At 69.5% G+C, this 17,501-nt stretch carries 15 protein-coding genes; 8 read left to right on the top strand and 7 right to left on the bottom strand.

The window, feature by feature from the left end; translation table 11 throughout:
- Positions 1 to 4 precede the first annotated feature (4 nt).
- Both CFE50_RS03370 and cysE read left to right on the top strand, forming a co-directional pair.
- Positions 5 to 571 carry a GNAT family N-acetyltransferase gene (locus CFE50_RS03370; protein WP_169853572.1) on the top strand — a complete coding sequence of 189 codons (567 nt, stop codon included), beginning with the start codon at positions 5 to 7 and terminating at the stop codon, positions 569 to 571.
- Between the two features lie 15 nt (positions 572 to 586).
- Positions 587 to 1,375, top strand: a complete 789-nt coding sequence (gene cysE / locus CFE50_RS03375; RefSeq protein ID WP_286731181.1) for a serine O-acetyltransferase — start codon at positions 587 to 589, stop codon at positions 1,373 to 1,375.
- Here the strand turns inward: cysE and CFE50_RS03380 are convergent.
- From CFE50_RS03380 to CFE50_RS03395, 4 genes are all read right to left on the bottom strand, one after another.
- Entirely contained in the window at positions 1,357 to 2,097 is a 741-nt protein-coding gene (locus tag CFE50_RS03380) for an NUDIX hydrolase (protein WP_286731184.1), read from the bottom strand. The genes cysE and CFE50_RS03380 overlap by 19 nt on opposite strands.
- 5 nt (positions 2,098 to 2,102) lie before the next feature.
- Positions 2,103 to 4,628 (bottom strand): mechanosensitive ion channel domain-containing protein, encoded by a 2,526-nt coding sequence (locus CFE50_RS03385; protein ID WP_286731186.1) that lies wholly within the window; start codon positions 4,626 to 4,628, stop codon positions 2,103 to 2,105.
- Positions 4,629 to 4,693: 65 nt separating this feature from the next.
- Positions 4,694 to 5,737, bottom strand: coding sequence for an AraC family transcriptional regulator (locus CFE50_RS03390; RefSeq protein ID WP_286731189.1), 1,044 nt, complete (start codon positions 5,735 to 5,737; stop codon positions 4,694 to 4,696).
- Positions 5,734 to 6,756, bottom strand: a complete 1,023-nt coding sequence (locus CFE50_RS03395) for a carbon-nitrogen hydrolase family protein (RefSeq protein ID WP_286731190.1) — start codon at positions 6,754 to 6,756, stop codon at positions 5,734 to 5,736. Before CFE50_RS03395 ends, CFE50_RS03390 begins: the two co-directional genes overlap by 4 nt.
- A gap of 228 nt (positions 6,757 to 6,984) precedes the next feature.
- On the opposite strand from CFE50_RS03395, the gene CFE50_RS03400 reads away from it, so the two are divergent.
- From CFE50_RS03400 to CFE50_RS03410, 3 genes are all read left to right on the top strand, one after another.
- Positions 6,985 to 9,006 (top strand): NADPH-dependent 2,4-dienoyl-CoA reductase, encoded by a 2,022-nt coding sequence (locus tag CFE50_RS03400; RefSeq protein WP_286731951.1) that lies wholly within the window; start codon positions 6,985 to 6,987, stop codon positions 9,004 to 9,006.
- A gap of 287 nt (positions 9,007 to 9,293) precedes the next feature.
- Positions 9,294 to 10,607, top strand: coding sequence for a chromosome partitioning protein ParA (locus CFE50_RS03405; protein WP_169886929.1), 1,314 nt, complete (start codon positions 9,294 to 9,296; stop codon positions 10,605 to 10,607).
- Between the two features lie 11 nt (positions 10,608 to 10,618).
- Complete coding sequence (locus CFE50_RS03410) at positions 10,619 to 11,542, top strand: 1-aminocyclopropane-1-carboxylate deaminase/D-cysteine desulfhydrase (protein WP_286731192.1); 924 nt, start codon at positions 10,619 to 10,621, stop codon at positions 11,540 to 11,542.
- Here the strand turns inward: CFE50_RS03410 and CFE50_RS03415 are convergent.
- Entirely contained in the window at positions 11,515 to 12,495 is a 981-nt protein-coding gene (locus CFE50_RS03415; RefSeq protein WP_286731193.1) for a DUF1853 family protein, read from the bottom strand. The two genes, CFE50_RS03410 and CFE50_RS03415, sit on opposite strands and share 28 nt — an antisense overlap.
- Positions 12,496 to 12,535: 40 nt before the next feature.
- On the opposite strand from CFE50_RS03415, the gene CFE50_RS03420 reads away from it, so the two are divergent.
- Genes CFE50_RS03420 through CFE50_RS03430 form a run of 3 tightly spaced genes read left to right on the top strand, consistent with a single transcriptional unit; the run spans position 12,536 to position 15,245 of the window.
- Positions 12,536 to 13,420, top strand: coding sequence for an NAD(+) kinase (locus tag CFE50_RS03420; protein ID WP_007158929.1), 885 nt, complete (start codon positions 12,536 to 12,538; stop codon positions 13,418 to 13,420).
- Positions 13,420 to 14,379, top strand: a complete 960-nt coding sequence (locus tag CFE50_RS03425) for a metallophosphoesterase (RefSeq protein ID WP_286731194.1) — start codon at positions 13,420 to 13,422, stop codon at positions 14,377 to 14,379. Before CFE50_RS03420 ends, CFE50_RS03425 begins: the two co-directional genes overlap by 1 nt.
- Positions 14,376 to 15,245, top strand: coding sequence for a rhomboid family intramembrane serine protease (locus tag CFE50_RS03430; protein ID WP_044340731.1), 870 nt, complete (start codon positions 14,376 to 14,378; stop codon positions 15,243 to 15,245). Before CFE50_RS03425 ends, CFE50_RS03430 begins: the two co-directional genes overlap by 4 nt.
- Here CFE50_RS03430 and CFE50_RS03435 read toward each other — a convergent pair whose 3' ends face one another.
- Entirely contained in the window at positions 15,246 to 15,563 is a 318-nt protein-coding gene (locus CFE50_RS03435; protein ID WP_244898813.1) for a hypothetical protein, read from the bottom strand. It abuts the gene before it with no gap.
- Positions 15,564 to 15,638: 75 nt separating this feature from the next.
- Positions 15,639 to 17,405, bottom strand: a complete 1,767-nt coding sequence (locus CFE50_RS03440) for a thiamine pyrophosphate-requiring protein (RefSeq protein WP_286731201.1) — start codon at positions 17,403 to 17,405, stop codon at positions 15,639 to 15,641.
- Positions 17,406 to 17,501: the final 96 nt, after the last annotated feature.

Below are 17,501 nucleotides of genomic sequence, written 5' to 3' on the forward strand. Positions count from 1 at the left end.
GTCCATGAGTGCGTCCCTGCGTATCGAGCAGCTCGAGGCTGCCGCCTTCACCCGTCACCTGGATGACTTCCAGCGCCTGCTGGCCGCCTGTGTCGAGCAGGGCGCCAGCATCGGCTTCATCCTGCCGCTCGCCGACAGCGTGAATCGGCGTTTCTGGACCGAAGCCGTGGCGCCGGGCCTGGCCCGGGGCACCCGGCTGCTGTTTGCCGCGCTGCAGGACGACCGGGTGGTCGGCAGCGTGCAGCTGGTGCTGGATACCCCGGCCAACCAGCCGCACCGCGCGGACGTGGTCAAGTTGCTAATGCATCCGGACTACCGGCGCCAGGGACTGGCGCGCCGGCTGATGCAGGCGGTGGAAGCGGCCGCGCGGGCCGAAGGACGGGAATTGCTAACCCTGGACACCCGCAGCGACGACCATGCCGAGCCGCTCTATCTGTCCCTCGGCTATCAGGTGGTCGGCAGGATTCCCGGCTATTCCCTGGATGCCCGCCAACCGGAACGCCGCGACAGCACCACCCTGATGTACAAGACGCTGAACGCTGTGCCCGTTAAGCTGGGCGCCTTCAGTTAAGGACGCCTATCCGCCATGCCGCCTCGCTCCGCTCCCGAACTCTGGCAACTCCTGCGCGCCCAGGCCGAGGCCGGGCGTCGCGATGCCCCGGCCCTGGCCGCGGGGCTGACGCGCGCGCTGCTGCAGCCGGTGGATCTGACGGCAGCCCTGGTCCGGCGCTGCGCCGAGGCCCTGGCGGAGGATCCAGGGCAGGCCGAGGCCCTCGCCGAGCGCTTCGCCGCCCTGCATGCCGAGGGGCCGGCATTGACCGCAGCGGCCTGCGCGGACCTGGAAGCGGTGCTGGCGCGGGATCCGGCCTATGCCAGCCTGCTGGAGATCTTCCTGTTCTCCAAGGGCTTCCTGGCGCTGCAGACCCAGCGCCTGAGCCATGCCCTCTGGTGCAACGACGAGCGGCTGCTGGCCCTGCACCTGCAGGTGCGTTGCAATCGGCTGCTGGCCATCGACATCCACCCGGCCGCCCGGCTGGGGCGCGGCATCATGCTCGACCACGGCACCGGTATCGTCATCGGCGAAACCGCGGTGGTGGAAGACGACGTCTCCATCCTGCAGCAGGTGACCCTGGGCGGCACCGGCAAGGAGCAGGGCGATCGGCATCCCAAGGTGCGGCGCGGGGTGATGATCGGTGCCGGGGTCAAGATCCTCGGCAATCTGGAGATCGGCGAAGGCGCCAAGATCGGCGCCAACAGCGTGGTCCTGCACCCGGTGGCGCCCCATACCACGGTGGTGGGCATTCCCGCCCGTCCGGTGGGGCGTCCGCGCGATGCTCACCCCGCCGAGAGCATGGATCAGTCCTTCGACGGCTGAGCGAGAAAGACCTCGGCCTTGGGATAGCGCTCGCTGTTCAGCGCACTCGTCTGCAGGCCCTCGGCCTGCGCCAGGCTGCGCACCAGCTCGCGATTGAAGGCGCTGTTGCCCGGATCCGCCAGGTACTCGGGCAGCGCCAGCCAGCGGGCGTCCTCGATCTCCTCCGGATCCTGGATGGCGATCTCGGCACTCAGTGGATCGAGGCGGCAGACCACATAGAGATTGGACTTGCCGAAGCGGTAGGGATGGGTGGTCACCAGGCCGACCACGCTGCGAAAGGCACTGCGGATGCCGGTTTCCTCCCAGACTTCGCGGACCACCGCCGGCGCCAGGTCTTCGCCCAGTTCGACATGGCCGCCCGGCAGCTTGTAACCCTGGCTGCCGCGCTCGCGGATCGCCAGCAATTCGCCGCGGTCGTTGAGTACCAGGCCGCCCACGCCCAGGCTGTGGGTCGGCACGAAGGGCGCGAAGGCCGTGGGTGTGCCGCGCCAGACCAGGGTCAGCTCCTGCTCCAGGCAGTTGTGAAAGACGAAGCCGGCGGCGGTGGCGACCCCCACCAGATCGCCGAGGGCCAGGGGCAGGGGCAGCCAGATCAGGTTGCGTCCCTCGCGCCGGGCGCTGGTGAGCAGCTCCGCTAGCGCCGGGGCAAAGGCCTCGCGGTCGGTGGGCAGCGAGGCGGCATCGATGATCAGGCCGTTGAAGGCGTCTTGGCGGTACTGCACGGGGTTTACTCCGCAGGGCGTGACGGGATGGGCGTGGAGGGTACGATACCGGCTTCGCTGGGCAGCAGCAGACTGGCGCGCGGATTGGCGATCTCGATGCCGCGCTCGCGGAAGCGTTCGAGGATGCGGCGATTGAGTTCGCGCTGCACGCCCCAGCGGCCCTTGTCGAGGCATCTCATCTGGCCGGCGATGGTCACCATGGAGCCGTCGACGGCGTCCACGCCCCAGATCTCCAGATCGGCGAGGATCAGGTCCTTGAAGGCATCGTCGGCGCGCATGCCGGCGCCGATGTCCTTGAGTTCGGCGATGACGCGCTCGATGTCTTCCGCGTAGCCCACGCTGATGCGCAGGGCGGCGTTGCCCAGGCCGCGGTTGATGTTGTTGACCGCCGACACCGAGCTGAAGGGCACGATGTGCAGGGAGCCGTCGCCGGCGCGCAGGCGCACGGTACGGATCGACAGGTATTCCACGGTGCCCGAGACCCCGGCCACGGTGACCCAGTCGCCCACCTGCATGGCGTTTTCCAGCAGCAGGAAGATGCCGGTGATGAAATCCTGCACCAGCTTCTGCGAGCCGAAGCCCAGCGCCACCCCGATGATGCTGGCGCTGGCCAGCAGCGGGGTGGTGTTGATGCCCAGCTCGCTCAGCGCGGTGAGGCCGACGATCAGCGCGACCAGGATGAACAGGCCGGTACGCAGCATGGGCAGCAGGGTGCGCAACCGGGCGGCGCGCACCGTATCCCCGCGTTCGCTCCAGCGGCTCAGCCGGCGATTCACCGCGGCGTTGGCGCCTTCCCAGATCACCACGGCGATGATGGCGGCGATGAGGATGGTGAGGAAGGCGGACAGCAGGTTGCGACCGATGCTGCCCTCGCCGAACCAGTCCAGCACGCCCCAGCCCCAGGACTGGAACAGCGCCAGGGCGGTGATCAGGGTGACGATCACCCCCACCAGCCAGCGCGCCAGCGGATAGTAGCGCTGCAGGTGCAGCTCGCTGCCGCTGGCGCCTTCGCCTGCCGCCGGCTGGAACAGCCGACCCAGCAGGCCGAGCAGGAACACCGCCGCCAGCCGCCCGAGGATGACGATGCCGGCGGACAGCGCGACGAAGTTCATCAGCCGCGGCAGGCCGTTCTCGATGTCCAGCGCCCACATGGTCCAGCCGCCCATGACGAACACCGCGGCGAATACCGCCCAGACCTGACCCAGCCAGGTGCGCAGCACGGCCAGGGCACCGCTGCCATCCTGACGCCCGGCGATGCGCGCGGCCACCGGCCGGCGCACGTGGAAGATCAGCCCCACCACCAGCAGGTGGGCCAGCAGCGAGACCAGCTTGACGATGGCCTCGCGGCCTTCTTCGTTGGCGCCGAGGATGTCCGCGGCCTGGGCCAGCGCCAGGCCGAAGGTGATCAGGGCGACGAAGGCGTGCAGCCAGCGCAGCAGGGTGCAGGCGAGGGGCGCCTTGACCTTGAGCAGGCGGATGCCGTGGGCGGCGGGGTCGATCAGCAGGCGGATGACGATCAGCGCCAGCCGGGTGGTGAGGTAGGCGCCGAGGAAGCCGCCGACCAGCTCGCGCAGGTTGGCATCCGAGCCCACCAAGTAGTGGATGAGCAGCGCTGCCATGGCCCAGAAGACCAGCAGCGGCAACAGCTCCAGCACCAGCAGCCCGAGGGCGAAGGGCAGGTGCCGCAGGGTGGTCCAGTGCTCTTCACCGCTGCGTCGGGCGGGGCTGGCGGGAGCGGGATCGGCCGGGATGGAGCTGGGCGCGGGCTCATCAGGCATCGGTGCGGCGCTATCGGACGGGGCGATGGGTACCTCTTCGAGCTGATCCACGCCGTCGCGCTGGGTCATGACCAAGGCGACCGCGGGTTCGGCCGGGCGGGTGGCGGCCTCTTCGGCGGCGGGTGCCGCGGCCGCAGGCGGTGGCTGCTGGGCCGCCTGCTGCTGGGCCTGGCGGCGGGCGCGGCTGTCGGCGTGATCGGCCTGGCGCTGCAGCCGTTGCCGAGGGCGCTGGAGTGCGCGGCGGATCAGCCACTCCACGACCAGACCGGCGGCGAAGAGGGTGGCCAGGGTCAGCAGGGCCTGCAATAGGGCCCGGCGACCCGCTTCGGAGGTGAAGCTGGCGCGTGACCAGTCCGGCAGGCTGCGCACCGCCCGCTGCACCTGATTCAGTTCGCTGCCCAGGTTGTCGGCCCAGCGCCCGACGCGACTGAGCGTCTGGGCGATCAGGCCATTGGCTTCCAGGGGCACCAGCGTCTTTTCCGTACCCGCCGCCGGGGTGGCGGCGGTGGCCGGCGCAGCGGCGGTCGTTGTGCTCGCCGGCGCCGGGTTGGTCGCGGCCGCGCTGGCCGGCTGGCTGGCGATGGCCTGCAGGGTCAGGATCAGCTCCTGGCGCCGCTGCGGATCCTGCAGCAGGGCCGCAACCTGGCGCGCCTGCTGGGAATCGAGGCCGGTCGCGGCCTGGGCGGGGGTTTCGGCGGCGCGCAGCGGCAACGCCAGGCACAGCAGCAACAGGGCAAGCAGGAAATTGGGCATGGGGCGAGCGCAGTCCTGGTGAAGGATCAGGCTGTTAGGACCCACGATCGGCGCCTATGCTCCCTTCAGCCGGCCACGCCCTGCCGCTGCAGGCGCCGCCAGTCGCCGGGGGTCTGGTCGGTCCAGCGCTTGAAGGCGCGCTGGAAGGCGGCGGGGGAGGCGAAACCGAGCAGGTAGGCGATCTCGCCGAAACTGGCCTCGGTGTCGCGGATATAGGCCAGGGCCAGGTCGCGGCGGGTCAGGTTGAGCAGGGCGCGGTACTGGGTGCCTTCCTCGGCCAGCTTGCGCCTGAGCGTCCAGGAGGGCAGGCGCAGTCGGCTGGCGATCTGCTCCAGGGTCGGCTCGCCATGCCGCAACAGCGGCCCCATGACCTCGACCACCCGCTCGGTGAGGCCGCGGGTGCGGGTCAGGCGGCCGTGTTCGACATCGCTCAGCGCCAGCAACTGGCGCCAGGTGGCGGGGCAGTGTTCGGGACCGGGCCGGCTCAGGGTCGCGGCATCGAGCAACAGGGCATTCTCGGCGGCGCCGAATTCCACCGGGCAACCAAAGGCGGCCGCGTAGGGCCCGAGGTCAGCCGGGGCAGGGTATTCGATGAGCACGCGGCGCGGTTGCAGCGCCTGGCCGGCCACCGTGCCCAGCAAGGCCAGCCAGGCGCTCAGCACCGCGTCCACCACGAAGCGGTTGTAGGCGTTGTAGGGGCTGATGCTATAGAAGTGCAGCCAGGCGTCGCGACCCTGGGCGGCATAGCGCGACCGGCCCCGGTAGTTGCGGCCATAGAGCGGCTCCAGCCTGAGCAGCGTCTCGGCGGCGTGGCGCACGTCCGGCGCCTGGCCCACGGTGACGCCGGCGAGACCGAGAAAGGCCGGGCGCATCGCCCGGCCCATGGCCAGGCCCAGTGCCGGATCGCCGGTCAGCTCCAGGGCGGCGTGGCCCAGGCGCATGTAGTGGGGAATCGACAGCCGTCCGCCGGGTTCGGCCAGCCGCGCCGCGCTCAGGCCAAAGCGCGCCAGCAGGCCGGCGGCATCGGCGCCCCGCTGGTCGACGGCCGCGGCCAAGGCCAGCACGAAGCCGGTGGAGAGATCGCCCAGGCGCAGCGCCGGCGCGCTCATAGCCGCAGATTGATCAGCTTGCTGCCGGAACGGGCAGGATCGGTGCCGGCTTCGGCGTCCGGGGTGAAGGCCCGGCTGCCGCCGCCGGCCTGCCATTCCCAGAGCCGTCCGCGCAACTGCACTTCCAGCGCGGCGCGAATGCCGGCGGCGCGCAGACGCTGCACATCGAAGGGCGCCGGTGCCGGGGTGGCACCCGAGGCGAGGGCGGGGATCGCCAGCAGTTCCACCTGGGGATCGTCGAGCACCCTGGCGCGACCGGTGTCGCTGCCCTGGATAACGCCCAGACGGCCCAGCGGCGTCTCCAGCCGCAGCAGGGGCGGGCTGAGATCGGCGCCGCGTTCCCGGGCTGTCAGGGGCCGCACCAGCGGCTGGCCGAGCACCTTGCCATCGGGTCCGAAGACCAGGGTGACATTGCGCAAAGGTCCCGTGCCCACCTGCAATTCGCCGTCGACCAGGGTCGGACCGGGCAGTACGATGGAGCCAGCCACCAGGGTGACGCCGTACTGGCGGGCGAGTCCGCCGAAGAGTTGCTGGTAGGCGCTGGCCATGTCCCAGGCCTTCATGCGCAACAGGCTGTCGGCCAGGCGGCGGTCACCCTCGGCCTGGAACCAGGCGCGGGCCACGCGCAGCGGATTGCCCAGCAGCAGCCACTGGATGGCGTCTTCGCTGCGGGCGGCGGCATAGACCTCGGGCTTCTCGCCCACCAGCGCCAGCGGGGTACCCAGGTGCTCGGGCAGCACCACGATGGTCTGGGCGCCGATCAGGCCCAGGCGCCGCGCATTGGCCAGATAGGCATCGAGCTTGAGGCGCAGTCGCTCGGGATTGCCGTAGTCCAGGGCGATCAGCTCGGGCTCGATCCCCAGCAGGTTGCCGGTGGTGGCGGCCGCCGGCGTGGTGGTCAGGTCCACCGCCAGGCTGCTGCGCAGATCCGACAGGTAATGGAAGGCTGGCCGCTGGGCCACCCAGCCCGCCAGCACGGCGAACAGGGCGATCAGCACCAGGAACACGAGCTTGCGCATCGGCACTCCAGAGCGGTCCGGCCTCCTGGGCCGGGCGGGATAAAGGTGCTCAGGGTAGGAGACCAGACCGCCACTGCCAAGGGGCGGCTGTGCATTTGGGTAAAGAGGTTGTCATTTCCGGTGATTGAGACGGGGGCGCGCTCCTCCTATCGTGGCGCCAGGCTTTCCCAGAAAGGCCAACCACCGGAGACCGCCATGATCGAGCTTGCCCCCCGTAATACCACCCCTATGGATAGCTATCCGCATCTGCTCGAACCCCTGCCCGTGGGGTCGATCACGTTGCGCAATCGCGTGGTGATGGGGTCCATGCACACGGGGCTGGAAGAGCGGCCCGGCGGTTTCGCGCGGATGGCGGCCTTTTTCGCCGAGCGGGCGCGGGGCGGGGTGGGGCTGATCGTCACCGGCGGCATCGCGCCGAACGAAGAGGGCGCCGTGGCCAAGGGCGCGGCCAAGCTGACCACCCCCGAAGAAGCCGAACACCATCGGCCGGTCACGGACGCGGTGCACGCCGCCGGCGGCCGTATCTGCCTGCAGATCCTGCACGCCGGTCGCTATGCCTATAACCCCCAACTGGTGGCGCCCTCGGCGCTGCAGGCACCGATCAATCCCTTCACCCCGCGCGAACTGGACGAGGCCGAGGTGGAGGGGCAGATCGCCGCCTTCATCCGCTGCGCCACCCTGGCGCAACAGGCCGGTTACGACGGCGTCGAGGTGATGGGTTCCGAAGGCTATTTCATCAATCAGTTCATCGCCGCGCGGACCAATCACCGCACGGATCGCTGGGGCGGCGACTTCGCTCAGCGCTGCCGCTTGCCGCTGGCCATCGTCGAGGGCATCCGCGCCGCGACCGGTCCGGATTTCCTGATCATCTTCCGTCTGTCGCTGCTGGACCTGGTGGAGCAGGGCAGCACCCCCGAGGAATGCCTGCAGCTGGCGCTCTGGCTGGAAGCCGCCGGGGTCAGCCTGATCAACACCGGCATCGGCTGGCACGAGGCGCGCATCCCCACCATCGCCACCCTGGTGCCACGCGGCGCCTTTGCCGCCGTGACCGCCCAGCTCAAGGGCCGGGTGCGGGTGCCGCTGATCGCCACCAACCGCATCAACACCCCCGAGGTGGCCGAGGCCATTCTCGCCGCCGGCCAGGCCGACTTGGTGTCCATGGCCCGCCCGCTGCTGGCCGATCCGGAGTTCGTCGCCAAGGCCGCCGCCGGCCGCGCCGACGAGATCAACACCTGCATCGCCTGCAACCAGGCCTGTCTGGACCATACCTTCGCCGGCAAGCTGACCAGCTGCCTGGTCAATCCGCGCGCCTGCCACGAGACCGAATTGCAGATCCTGCCCGCCGCCGAGCCCCGCACCTTTGCCGTGGTCGGCGCCGGGCCGGCGGGGCTGGCGGCCGCCTGCACCCTGGCCGAGCGCGGCCACAGGGTAGTGCTGTTCGAAGCCAGCGAACGTATCGGTGGCCAGTTCAATGTCGCCCGGCGCATTCCCGGCAAGGAAGAATTCGGCGAGACCCTGAGGTATTTCCAGCGGCGGCTGGAGCGCCTGGCGGTGGATGTCCGCCTCAACCATCGCGTCAGCGCCGCCGAATTGCAGGCCGAGGGTTTCGCCGCGGTGATCCTGGCCACCGGGGTGACGCCGCGGGTGCCGCCCATTCCGGGGGTCGACCATCCCAAGGTGCTGGGCTATTTGGACGTCCTGCTGGAGCGCAAGCCGGTAGGCCGGCGGGTGGCCCTGATCGGCGCCGGTGGCATCGGCTTCGACGTGGCGGATTTCCTCACCCATGGCCATCAGGAGGCGGAGCCCATCACCGCCTTCTACCGCGAGTGGGGCATAGACCCCAGCTTCAGCAGCCGTGGCGGCCTGGCCCCGGCCGCGCCGCCGGCCGTGCCGCGCGAGGTGTGGCTGCTGCAGCGCAAGCCGGGCAAGCCCGGCAAGGGCCTGGGCAAGACCACCGGCTGGATCCACCGCGCGCGCCTGCAGCAGCGCGGCGTCAAGGCCATTGGCGGGGTGGAATACCTGGGCATCGACGATGCCGGTCTGCACCTGCGCCTGCCCGATGGCGGCGAGCAGGTGCTGGACGTCGACAACGTCGTGCTCTGCGCCGGCCAGGAGTCCCTGCGCGAGCTGGAAGACGAACTGCTCGGCGCCGGCATGGCGGTGCATCGGGTCGGGGGCGCGGATGTCGCCGCCGAACTCGATGCCAAGCGCGCCATCGATCAGGCCACTCGCCTTGCCGCCGAGCTGTAACTCTTCGTTGCAATCAGGGATGATTTCTGTGATCCACTCCGCATAACATCGGTTCCGGACCGACCCTCGTCCCAATGTCTGGCCTCTCTTCCATCCCGCCGACCAGGATTGGCTAAGCTGCCGTCCTGATGCGTCGGGTGGGGGCCCGGCGCGTTGGAGCAGTCGGGCGGCGACGCGGATCAAGCGCGGCGCCGCCCGAGGTCGGCGCGCGGATGCAGGTCCGGTCGCCAATTGGCGAGATGCCGGCCTCGGTATTCATGTGGGATCGACAGAGCACGCGGCGAGAGATGGCAGAGACGTTGAACGAAGAGGCGGTACTGACCCCGGTGGTGCTGGGGTTCGGCGACCAGGGTGTGAATCGCGCCTTGCTGTTTCCCGATTTCCAGGCGCTCTGGCAGGGCGACCAGACGCTGCTCGACTGCGCCGGACGGCGCCATCGCTTCGTCTATCTGCTGCTGGACGACCACCGCCGGGTCAAGGCCGCGGTGTTTTTCCTGCTGGCCTTCGATGCCCAGGGCAGTCCGCTGCCGGAGTGGGACCTGCCGCTTACGGAGCTGGCCGAGCGCGGCGATGTCGGTCCCGACCTGGGCGCCGGGCCGATTCGCCTGGCCAGTCGCAGCCACTGTCCGATTTCCTGGCACCAGGGCGATCTCTGGGATCCGCGCAGCGAGGCCGAGCATGACGACTGGCAGGCGATCCGCGATTGCCTGGGTCTGGTCGCGCCGCGCGACGGCGAGGTGGAGCTGGCCGGGGAATACCACCCCAGCGCCGCCGACGGCATCGATGTCGAGGCCCGTCTCGAACGGGTCCGCCGCATCCTCGCCCAGGAACACCAGGAGGCACTGGACAAGCTGATCGCCGGCCAGCGCACCCGGCTGCTGACCCTGACCCGCCAGCACCAGGAAGACCTGGCCCGCCTGCAGCGCGACGCCGACGAAGTCCGCGCCGCCAAGGCCGAGCTGGAGGTGCGCTACGCCGCCCTGGCCCAGCACCTGGAGCAACAGCACGACCTGGCGCGCCAGGAGCGCGAAGAACTCAACGAACAGATGCGCACCCTGGAGCGCAACGCCCTCTACAAGATCGAGGCGCTGCGCATCCAGTCCGAAGCCGAAAGCGAAGCCCGGGTGGCCGCCGCGGTGGGCGAGCTGAAGAATCAGCTGACCATCCGCGAGGTGGAACTCAAGTACCGCGACGAGCTGGACGGCCAGTTGCAGGAAGACATCCGCCAGCTGCGCGAGCGCTGCGCCCAGCTGATCGGCGACAGCAACGAAGGCCAGCTGGAGCGCCTGGCGCGCCAGGGCATCCTGTTCGTCACCTTCCAGCCGGGGGCGGGTCATCTGATCCTCAGCCGCCAGGACGTGCCGCGGTTCAGCGCCGATCCCCTGGGCTATGTCGCCGAGCACTGCAAGGTCAGCCGCGAGCAATACCAGCGCTGGCTGGAGCATCACCAGCAGCCGGTGTGCCAGGCCGAGGTGGAGGGCGAGCGCTGCGGGCGGCCGGTGGTGCGGGTCGAGCACCCCGCCCAGTTCGATCCGCTGCGCTCGACGCTGTGCGCCGAGCACCGCGGCGATGACAGCGATGGCGACGTCGCCAATCTCTGAATCCCCGGCGGATGACATCTCTCCCACCCGCCGCGCTGCAGGAGGTACAGCTCGCCGCCCTGGCGCCGCGCGACCTGCGCCTGGCGGTGCTGCGCCTGGATCAGCGTCCGGCCGCGCATAACGGCAACAAGGGCTACAAGCTGCGGCCCTGGCGCGAACGCCTGGCCCGGGGCGAGGGCCGAGGACTCATCAGTCTCGGCGGTGCCCACTCCAATCATCTGCATGCGCTGGCCGCCCTGGGTCGGGAAGACGGCTTCGCCACCGTCGGCCTCCTGCGCGGCGAGCCCTGCCTGACGCCCACCGTCCAGGATCTGCAGGCCCAGGGCATGACCCTGCACTGGCTCGGCTATGGCGGCTATCGCCGTCGCCATGATGCCGACTTCTGGCAGCCCTGGCAGGCGCGCTATCCCGGCTTGCTGCCCATTCCCGAGGGGGGCTGCGACGAGCAGGCCGCCGCGGCCTGCGCGGCCATCGTCACGGAGTTGCGCCAGGGCCTCGCCGCCCTGGATTGGCCCGATTGCCAGCAAGTCTGGCTGGCCGCCGGCACCGGCACCACCCTGGCCGGGGTGATCCGCGCCGCCGATCCCGCCTGGCAGGTGGTGGGCGGCCTGGCGGTGCCGCCCGGGCACGGCGTCGAAGCCAACCTCGACCGGTTGCTGGCCCAGCACACGGCCCCGAACTGGCGCCTGCTGGACGCCAGCCGCGGTGGCTTCGGCCGCCTCGATGCCGAACTGGCCCGGGCCATGGCGGAGTTCGAGGCGCAGACCGGGATCGCCCTGGAGCCGCTCTATACCGGCAAGCTCTGGCTGGCCCTGCGCCAGGCAATCGAGGGCGGCGCGCTGGCTCCGGGCAGTCGCCTGGTGCTGATCCACAGCGGGGGCTTCCAGGGCCGCCGCGCGCTGAAGACTCAGCTGGCGACCTTGGCCAGCGGCTGAAGCGGCCAACCCGCAGGCACCAGGAACAACCGGGCGTCTTCGTCGCCACGTGCATCGCGACGCACCAGCAATTGCGGCCAGATCGGCTCGCCGTCCGGCAGCGGCAGGCAGGGCGTATCGGCGACCGCGGGTGCCAGCCAGTGGCCCTTGGGCAGCACCTCCCAGGGACCCCCCGGCAGTTGCCCGCGCGCGCACCACAGCTGGGGTTGCCGGGGTGGCAGGGCGTCCGCCGGCCAGGGCAGGGGGCGGTCGAGCGGCTGGAACAGGTAGCCGCCCAGCCACAGCGCCGCCCGCGGCGGGGCGATGTCCAGCGCCGCCAGGCTGGCCCGGGCCAGAGGCGTGGCCGACAGCGGCAACTGGCGCTGGCGCAGGTGGGCGAGTTTGCGCGCCAGCTGGTCTTCGCCACCGGGGCCCAGCCAGCGGGGTGCGTCCGCCGGGCCTTCGCCCAGGTAGAACTTCACCGCCAGCTCCAGGTGATGGACCCCCTCGGCGTCTTCCACCAACAGGTCCAGTTCACCCAGGGTACGGTCACCGTCGCGCAGGGGCAGGTTGGCCGCGCGCAACCTGAGTCCCGGCGCCCGTTCGAGGGCGAATTGCCAGAGTCTTTCGTACTGGCGCCCCAGGCGGCGGTCGCTGCCCTGGGCCAGCCAAGCCGCCAGGGCCGCGGGGGCCGCGTCCTGTTGCCGCAGCCAGTCGGCCAGACGTTCGGGGTGGCTCGCCCAGTCGCTGGCGGCCAGCGGATGACGGGTGTCGGCGGCTGCCAGCAAGGGCGGCGCGACCAGGGTCCAGGCGAGATCGCGCACCTGGGGCTGGCTCAGGCGGCGGGGCAGGGCGTGCAGCTCGGCGAAGGGAGTCATGGTGCCAGCATAGGCCAAGCCGGGCCGCTGCGGATCACCGGCGGCGACCCGTGGTCGGATGAGGGCGGTTTGCCGCTGCCACGGGCTTTCGCCCATACTTTCCGCACTTTCCAGCCAACGGGGCCGCCGGCGCGTCATGGACTCCTTTCGTAACATCGGCATCATCGGTCGACTCGGCAGCACCCAGGTGCTGGACACCATCCGCCGGCTCAAGACCTTTCTGCTGCAACGCGGGCGCAACGTCATCCTGGAAAACACCATCGCCGAGGTCCTGCCCGGACACGGCCTGCAGACGGTGTCGCGCAAACTCATGGGCGAGATCTGCGACCTGGTGATCGTGGTCGGTGGCGACGGCAGCCTGCTCGGCGCCGCCCGCGCCCTGGTGCGCCCGCGGGTGCCGGTGCTGGGGATCAACCGCGGCAAGCTGGGCTTTCTCACCGACATCCGCCCCGACGAGCTGGAGACCAAGGTCGCCGAGGTGCTCGACGGCCAGTACCTGATGGAGACGCGTTTCCTGCTGGACGCCTTCGTCGAGCGCGGCGGCGAGATGATCGGCCAGGGCGATGCCCTCAACGACGTGGTGCTGCACCCGGGCAAGTCCACCCGGATGATCGAGTTCGAGTTGTACATCGACGGCCAGTTCGTCTGCAGCCAGCGCGCCGACGGCCTGATCGTCGCCACCCCCACCGGTTCCACCGCCTACTCGCTGTCGGCGGGCGGTCCCATCATGCATCCCAAGCTGGATGCCATCGTGGTGGTGCCCATGTATCCCCATACCCTGTCCAGCCGACCCATCGTGGTGTCCGGCGACAGCACCCTGTCGATCCTGGTGTCGCCGAACATGACGATCTATCCGCAGGTCTCATGTGATGGCCAGAATCATTTCACCTGCGCACCCGGCGATACCGTGACCATTCAGAAGAAGCCCCACAAGCTCAGGCTGATCCACCCGCTGGATCACAACTACTACGAGATCTGCCGGACCAAGCTCGGCTGGGGCAGTCGCCTGGGAGACGATTGATGCCCTGCGGCTACGATCTGATCGGCGACATCCACGGCTGCGCCCATACCCTGGACCTGCTGCTGGAGCGCCTCGACTATCAACAGGTGGACGGCGTCTGGCAGCATCCCGAACGCCAGGCGATCTTTCTCGGTGACCTGGTCGATCGCGGCCCGCGCATCCGCGGCGCCCTGCGTCGGGTGCGCGCCATGGTCGAGGGTGGCCATGCCCACTGCATCCTTGGCAATCACGAACTCAATGCCCTGGCCTGGCACACCCCGGCGCTCCCCGGCACCGGCCAGACCTGGGTGCGCGAACACACCCCCCGTCATCGCCAGCTGATCCAGGAGACCCTGGCCGCCTTCGCCGATCATCCCGGCGAGTGGCAGGACCACCTGGACTGGCTCTACACCCTGCCGCTGTGCAAGGACTTCGGTCATTTCCGCATCGTGCATGCCTGCTGGGATCAGCGGCTGATCGACGAACTCCTCCACCACTATCCGGACGCCTGCATCGACGAGGACTTCGTCCGCCAGTCCATCGTCGGTGGCAGCCTCGCCAGCCGGGTCGCCTCGCGCCTGCTCAACGGCGTCTCGCTGCCCTTGCCCCACGGCCTGCGCCTCACCGGCAGCGACGGCTACGTGCGGGCGCGCTTTCGCACCAAGTTCTGGGAGAGCGATCCCCAGACCTATGGCGACGTGGTCTTCCAGCCGGATGCGCTGCCGGCGGAAATCGCCTGCGAACCCCTGAGCGACGAGGAAAAGGCCGGGCTGCTCTGCTATGGCGAAGAGGAGCCGATGCTGTTCGTCGGTCACTACTGGCGCGATGGCCATCCCGAACCCCTGCGGCCCAACCTGGCCTGCCTGGACTACAGCGCGGTCAAGTACGGCAAGCTGGTGGCCTACCGCCTCGACGACGAACGCCAGATCGATCCGGCCAAGTTCGTCTGGATCGACGTCCAGCGCGAGGAGGGGCGATGAACCAGCCGCAACCCGTGCTGCGCGTGCCCCTGGGTCGCGACCTGCTGGGCTTCACCCGCCTGCTGCGGCGCCTGCAGATCCGCCACCGGGTGGTGGAAGAGGGCGACAGCCAGGTGCTCTGGGTGCTGGACCCGGCGCGGGTCGAAGAGACCCGCAGCCTCTATGAGCGCTATCCCGATGGCGATCCGCGTGGCGAGGTCCAGGCCGCCCGCGGCCCCCGCGGCTTCGGCCTGCTGGCGCAACTCAAGGCCAGTCCGGTCAGCGCCGTCTTTCTCGCCATCACCCTGCTGCTGGGCCTGGCCACCGAACTGGGCGACAACCTGGCGCTGATCCACTACCTGACGCTGCAGGAATTCCGCCTGATCGACGCCGAGCACATCGCCTTCCTCGATCTCGACGCCAGCCTGGCCCGTGGCGAATGGTGGCGGCTGGTCACTCCGATCTTCCTGCACTTCGGTCTGCTGCACCTGGCGATGAACGCCCTCTGGTACTGGGAGCTGGGTCGGCGCATCGAATTCCGCCAGGGCGGCCTGATGCTGCTGCTCCTGACCCTGGTGTTCGCCGCCGGCTCCAACCTGGTGCAGTACGCCTGGACCGGCCCGGCCCTGTTCGGCGGCCTGTCCGGGGTGCTCTATGGCCTGCTCGGCCACTGCTGGCTGTTCCAGTGGCTGGCGCCCAATCCGGCCTATCGCATGCCGCGCGGCGTGGTGGCCATGATGCTGATCTGGCTGGTGATCTGCCTGACCGGCGTCTTCGACCTGCTCGGTTTCGGCTCCATCGCCAATGGCGCCCATGTCGGCGGCCTGGTGCTGGGTTGCCTTACCGGCCTGCTGGGCGGTGGCCTGGCACGCCTGCGGCAGCGCTAGCTAGCGCCGCCGCTTGAGCTCGGGCGAGAGGCTCAAGGCATTGCGATAGCGCCAGCGCCGCTGGCTGCGGCGGCGCAACCAGAGCCCTACCAGCAAGAGCAGCGCACCGCCACCCAGGAAGCCCTGGGCGGTCTCGCGGGCCATCGTCAGATAGGGCGCCAACTGCGGCAGCTGCAGCAGTGCGGCACCGCCTGCCAGCAGCGCGGCCAAACCCGTCAGCACCGAGAGGGTGCCGAGGCCGGCGGCGAGGGAGGTTAGAAAGGGCCGCCGCAGGCGCAGCGGCGGCGGATCGAAACGGTCTTGCTCGGGCAACTGCATGCTCATACCCCAGGCGCTGTAAGGCCGCCGAGGTTATACGCCTCGGCGGTCCTTGGCGAGCCTGAGAGGTGCGGGCTAGCGCAGCAGCTGTCGGGCCCCCTGCTTGAGCATGTCCCAGCGATTCGGATCACCACTGGCGATGGCGCCGAGAAAGGCCCGGGCCTGCTCGAAGCTGATGTGCGGCGGCAGCGGCGGCACGCTGGGGTCGGTGACGAACTCCAGCACCACCGGGCGATCCGCTTCGAAGGCCTGCTGCCAGGCATCGGCCATCTCGTCCGGACGATGGATGCGCAGGCCCTTGAAGCCGAGCAATTCGCCATAGCGGGCATAGGGGAAGTCCAGAACGTCCTGGGCCGGGGCGAACTTGGGATCACCGGCCAGGGCGCGTTGCTCCCAGGTCACCTGGTTGAGATCGCCGTTGTTGAGCACCATGACGATAAAGGTCGGGTTACTGAATCTCTTCCAGTACTGCTGCAGGGTGACCAGTTCGGCATTGCCGTTCATCTGCATGGCGCCGTCGCCCACCAAGGCGATCACCGGACGATCCGGATGGGCGAACTTGGCGGCGATGGCATACGGAATGCCACAACCCATGGTCGCCAGCTTGCCCGACAGCGACCCCAGCATCTGCCCGCTCATGCGGATGTCGCGGGCATACCAGTTGGTGTGGGAGCCGCTGTCGCCACAGAGGATGGCGTCACGCGGCAGTTGCTGGGACAGCTCATGGAAAACCCGCTGCGGATTGATCGGATCGGCGGGCGCCAAAGCGCGCTGCTCGATGGAATGCCAGGAGTCGGCCACGCTCTTCTCGATGCGCGCGCGCCATTTGTCGTGGGGCTTGCTCTGCAGCAGCGGCAGCAGGCGCCTCAGGGTCTCGGCGGCATCGCCCAGCAGCGGCTGCTCGATGGGATACCTCATGCTGATGTTGCGCGCATGCAGGTCGATCTGCACCGCCCGCGCCTGGCCTTCCTTGGGCAGGAATTCGGTATAGGGAAAGGTCGAGCCGACGATCAGCAGGGTGTCGCATTCCTTCATCAGCAGATCGCTGGCCTCGGTGCCGAGCAGGCCGATGGAGCCAGTGACATAGGGCAGTTCGTCGGAGACCACGCCCTTGCCCAGCAGCGCCTTGGCGACCCCGGCGCTGAGCTTCTCGGCCACCGCCATCACCTCGCTGCGCGCCTGCAGGGCACCGGCGCCCACCAGCAGGGCCACCTTCTTGCCGGCATTGAGGATGTCGGCGGCGGCCTGCAGGTCGTCTTCCTGGGCATAGGGCCGTGGCGGGATGGCACCGGCCCCGGAAAGGACATTGGCGTGCTGGTGCGGCGGGCTTTCCACCGCCGGCAACTGCTGGATGTCGTTGGGAATGATCACCGTGGCCACCTGGCGCTCGGCGATGGCCACGCGAAAGGCGCGGTCGATGACATGGCGCAGTTGCGCCGGATGCACCACCGTCTCCACGTAGGCGGAAACGTCCTTGAACAGGGTGTGCAGATCGACTTCCTGCTGGTAGTCGCTGCCGAGCGAGGAGGCGGCCTGCTGGCCGACCAGGGCGACCACCGGCATATGGTCCATCTTGGCATCGTACAGGCCGTTGAGCAGGTGGATGGCCCCGGGCCCGGAAGTGGCCAGGCAGACGCCCACCTCGCCGGTGAACTTGGCATGGGCGCAGGCCATGAAGGCGGCCATCTCCTCGTGGCGCACCCGGACATAGTCGAACTGCTCGGCCACCCGCCCCAGGGCACCCATGATGCCGTTGATGCCATCGCCGGGATAACCGAAGACGCGCTCGACGTTCCACTGCCCGAGGCGCTCCCAGAGATGGTCGGCTACGGTCTTGCTCATGACGTTCTCCTAACTGGACCTTTAGGGTTAGGAAGAAGGGGGCCGGCGTTAAGTTCCTGCAGCCGGACCGGGCGCGGGTTAGAATGCGCGGCTGAT

The sequence above is a fragment of the Pseudomonas sp. PGPPP4 genome (assembly GCF_002256045.1).
In the GTDB taxonomy this organism is placed as follows: domain Bacteria; phylum Pseudomonadota; class Gammaproteobacteria; order Pseudomonadales; family Pseudomonadaceae; genus Chryseomonas; species Chryseomonas oryzihabitans.

Excerpts from the sequence above, each read along its gene's own strand:
- CFE50_RS03370 (WP_169853572.1), top strand. The coding sequence starts at position 5 with ATGAGTGCGTCCCTGCGTATCGAGCAGCTCGAGGCTGCCGCCTTCACC.
- cysE (WP_286731181.1), top strand. The coding sequence starts at position 587 with ATGCCGCCTCGCTCCGCTCCCGAACTCTGGCAACTCCTGCGCGCCCAG.
- CFE50_RS03385 (WP_286731186.1), bottom strand. The coding sequence starts at position 4,628 with ATGCCCAATTTCCTGCTTGCCCTGTTGCTGCTGTGCCTGGCGTTGCCG.
- CFE50_RS03390 (WP_286731189.1), bottom strand. The coding sequence starts at position 5,737 with ATGAGCGCGCCGGCGCTGCGCCTGGGCGATCTCTCCACCGGCTTCGTG.
- CFE50_RS03395 (WP_286731190.1), bottom strand. The coding sequence starts at position 6,756 with ATGCGCAAGCTCGTGTTCCTGGTGCTGATCGCCCTGTTCGCCGTGCTG.
- CFE50_RS03400 (WP_286731951.1), top strand. The coding sequence starts at position 6,985 with ATGGATAGCTATCCGCATCTGCTCGAACCCCTGCCCGTGGGGTCGATC.
- CFE50_RS03405 (WP_169886929.1), top strand. The coding sequence starts at position 9,294 with ATGGCAGAGACGTTGAACGAAGAGGCGGTACTGACCCCGGTGGTGCTG.
- CFE50_RS03410 (WP_286731192.1), top strand. The coding sequence starts at position 10,619 with ATGACATCTCTCCCACCCGCCGCGCTGCAGGAGGTACAGCTCGCCGCC.
- CFE50_RS03415 (WP_286731193.1), bottom strand. The coding sequence starts at position 12,495 with ATGGGCGAAAGCCCGTGGCAGCGGCAAACCGCCCTCATCCGACCACGG.
- CFE50_RS03420 (WP_007158929.1), top strand. The coding sequence starts at position 12,536 with ATGGACTCCTTTCGTAACATCGGCATCATCGGTCGACTCGGCAGCACC.
- CFE50_RS03425 (WP_286731194.1), top strand. The coding sequence starts at position 13,420 with ATGCCCTGCGGCTACGATCTGATCGGCGACATCCACGGCTGCGCCCAT.
- CFE50_RS03430 (WP_044340731.1), top strand. The coding sequence starts at position 14,376 with ATGAACCAGCCGCAACCCGTGCTGCGCGTGCCCCTGGGTCGCGACCTG.
- CFE50_RS03435 (WP_244898813.1), bottom strand. The coding sequence starts at position 15,563 with ATGCAGTTGCCCGAGCAAGACCGTTTCGATCCGCCGCCGCTGCGCCTG.
- CFE50_RS03440 (WP_286731201.1), bottom strand. The coding sequence starts at position 17,405 with ATGAGCAAGACCGTAGCCGACCATCTCTGGGAGCGCCTCGGGCAGTGG.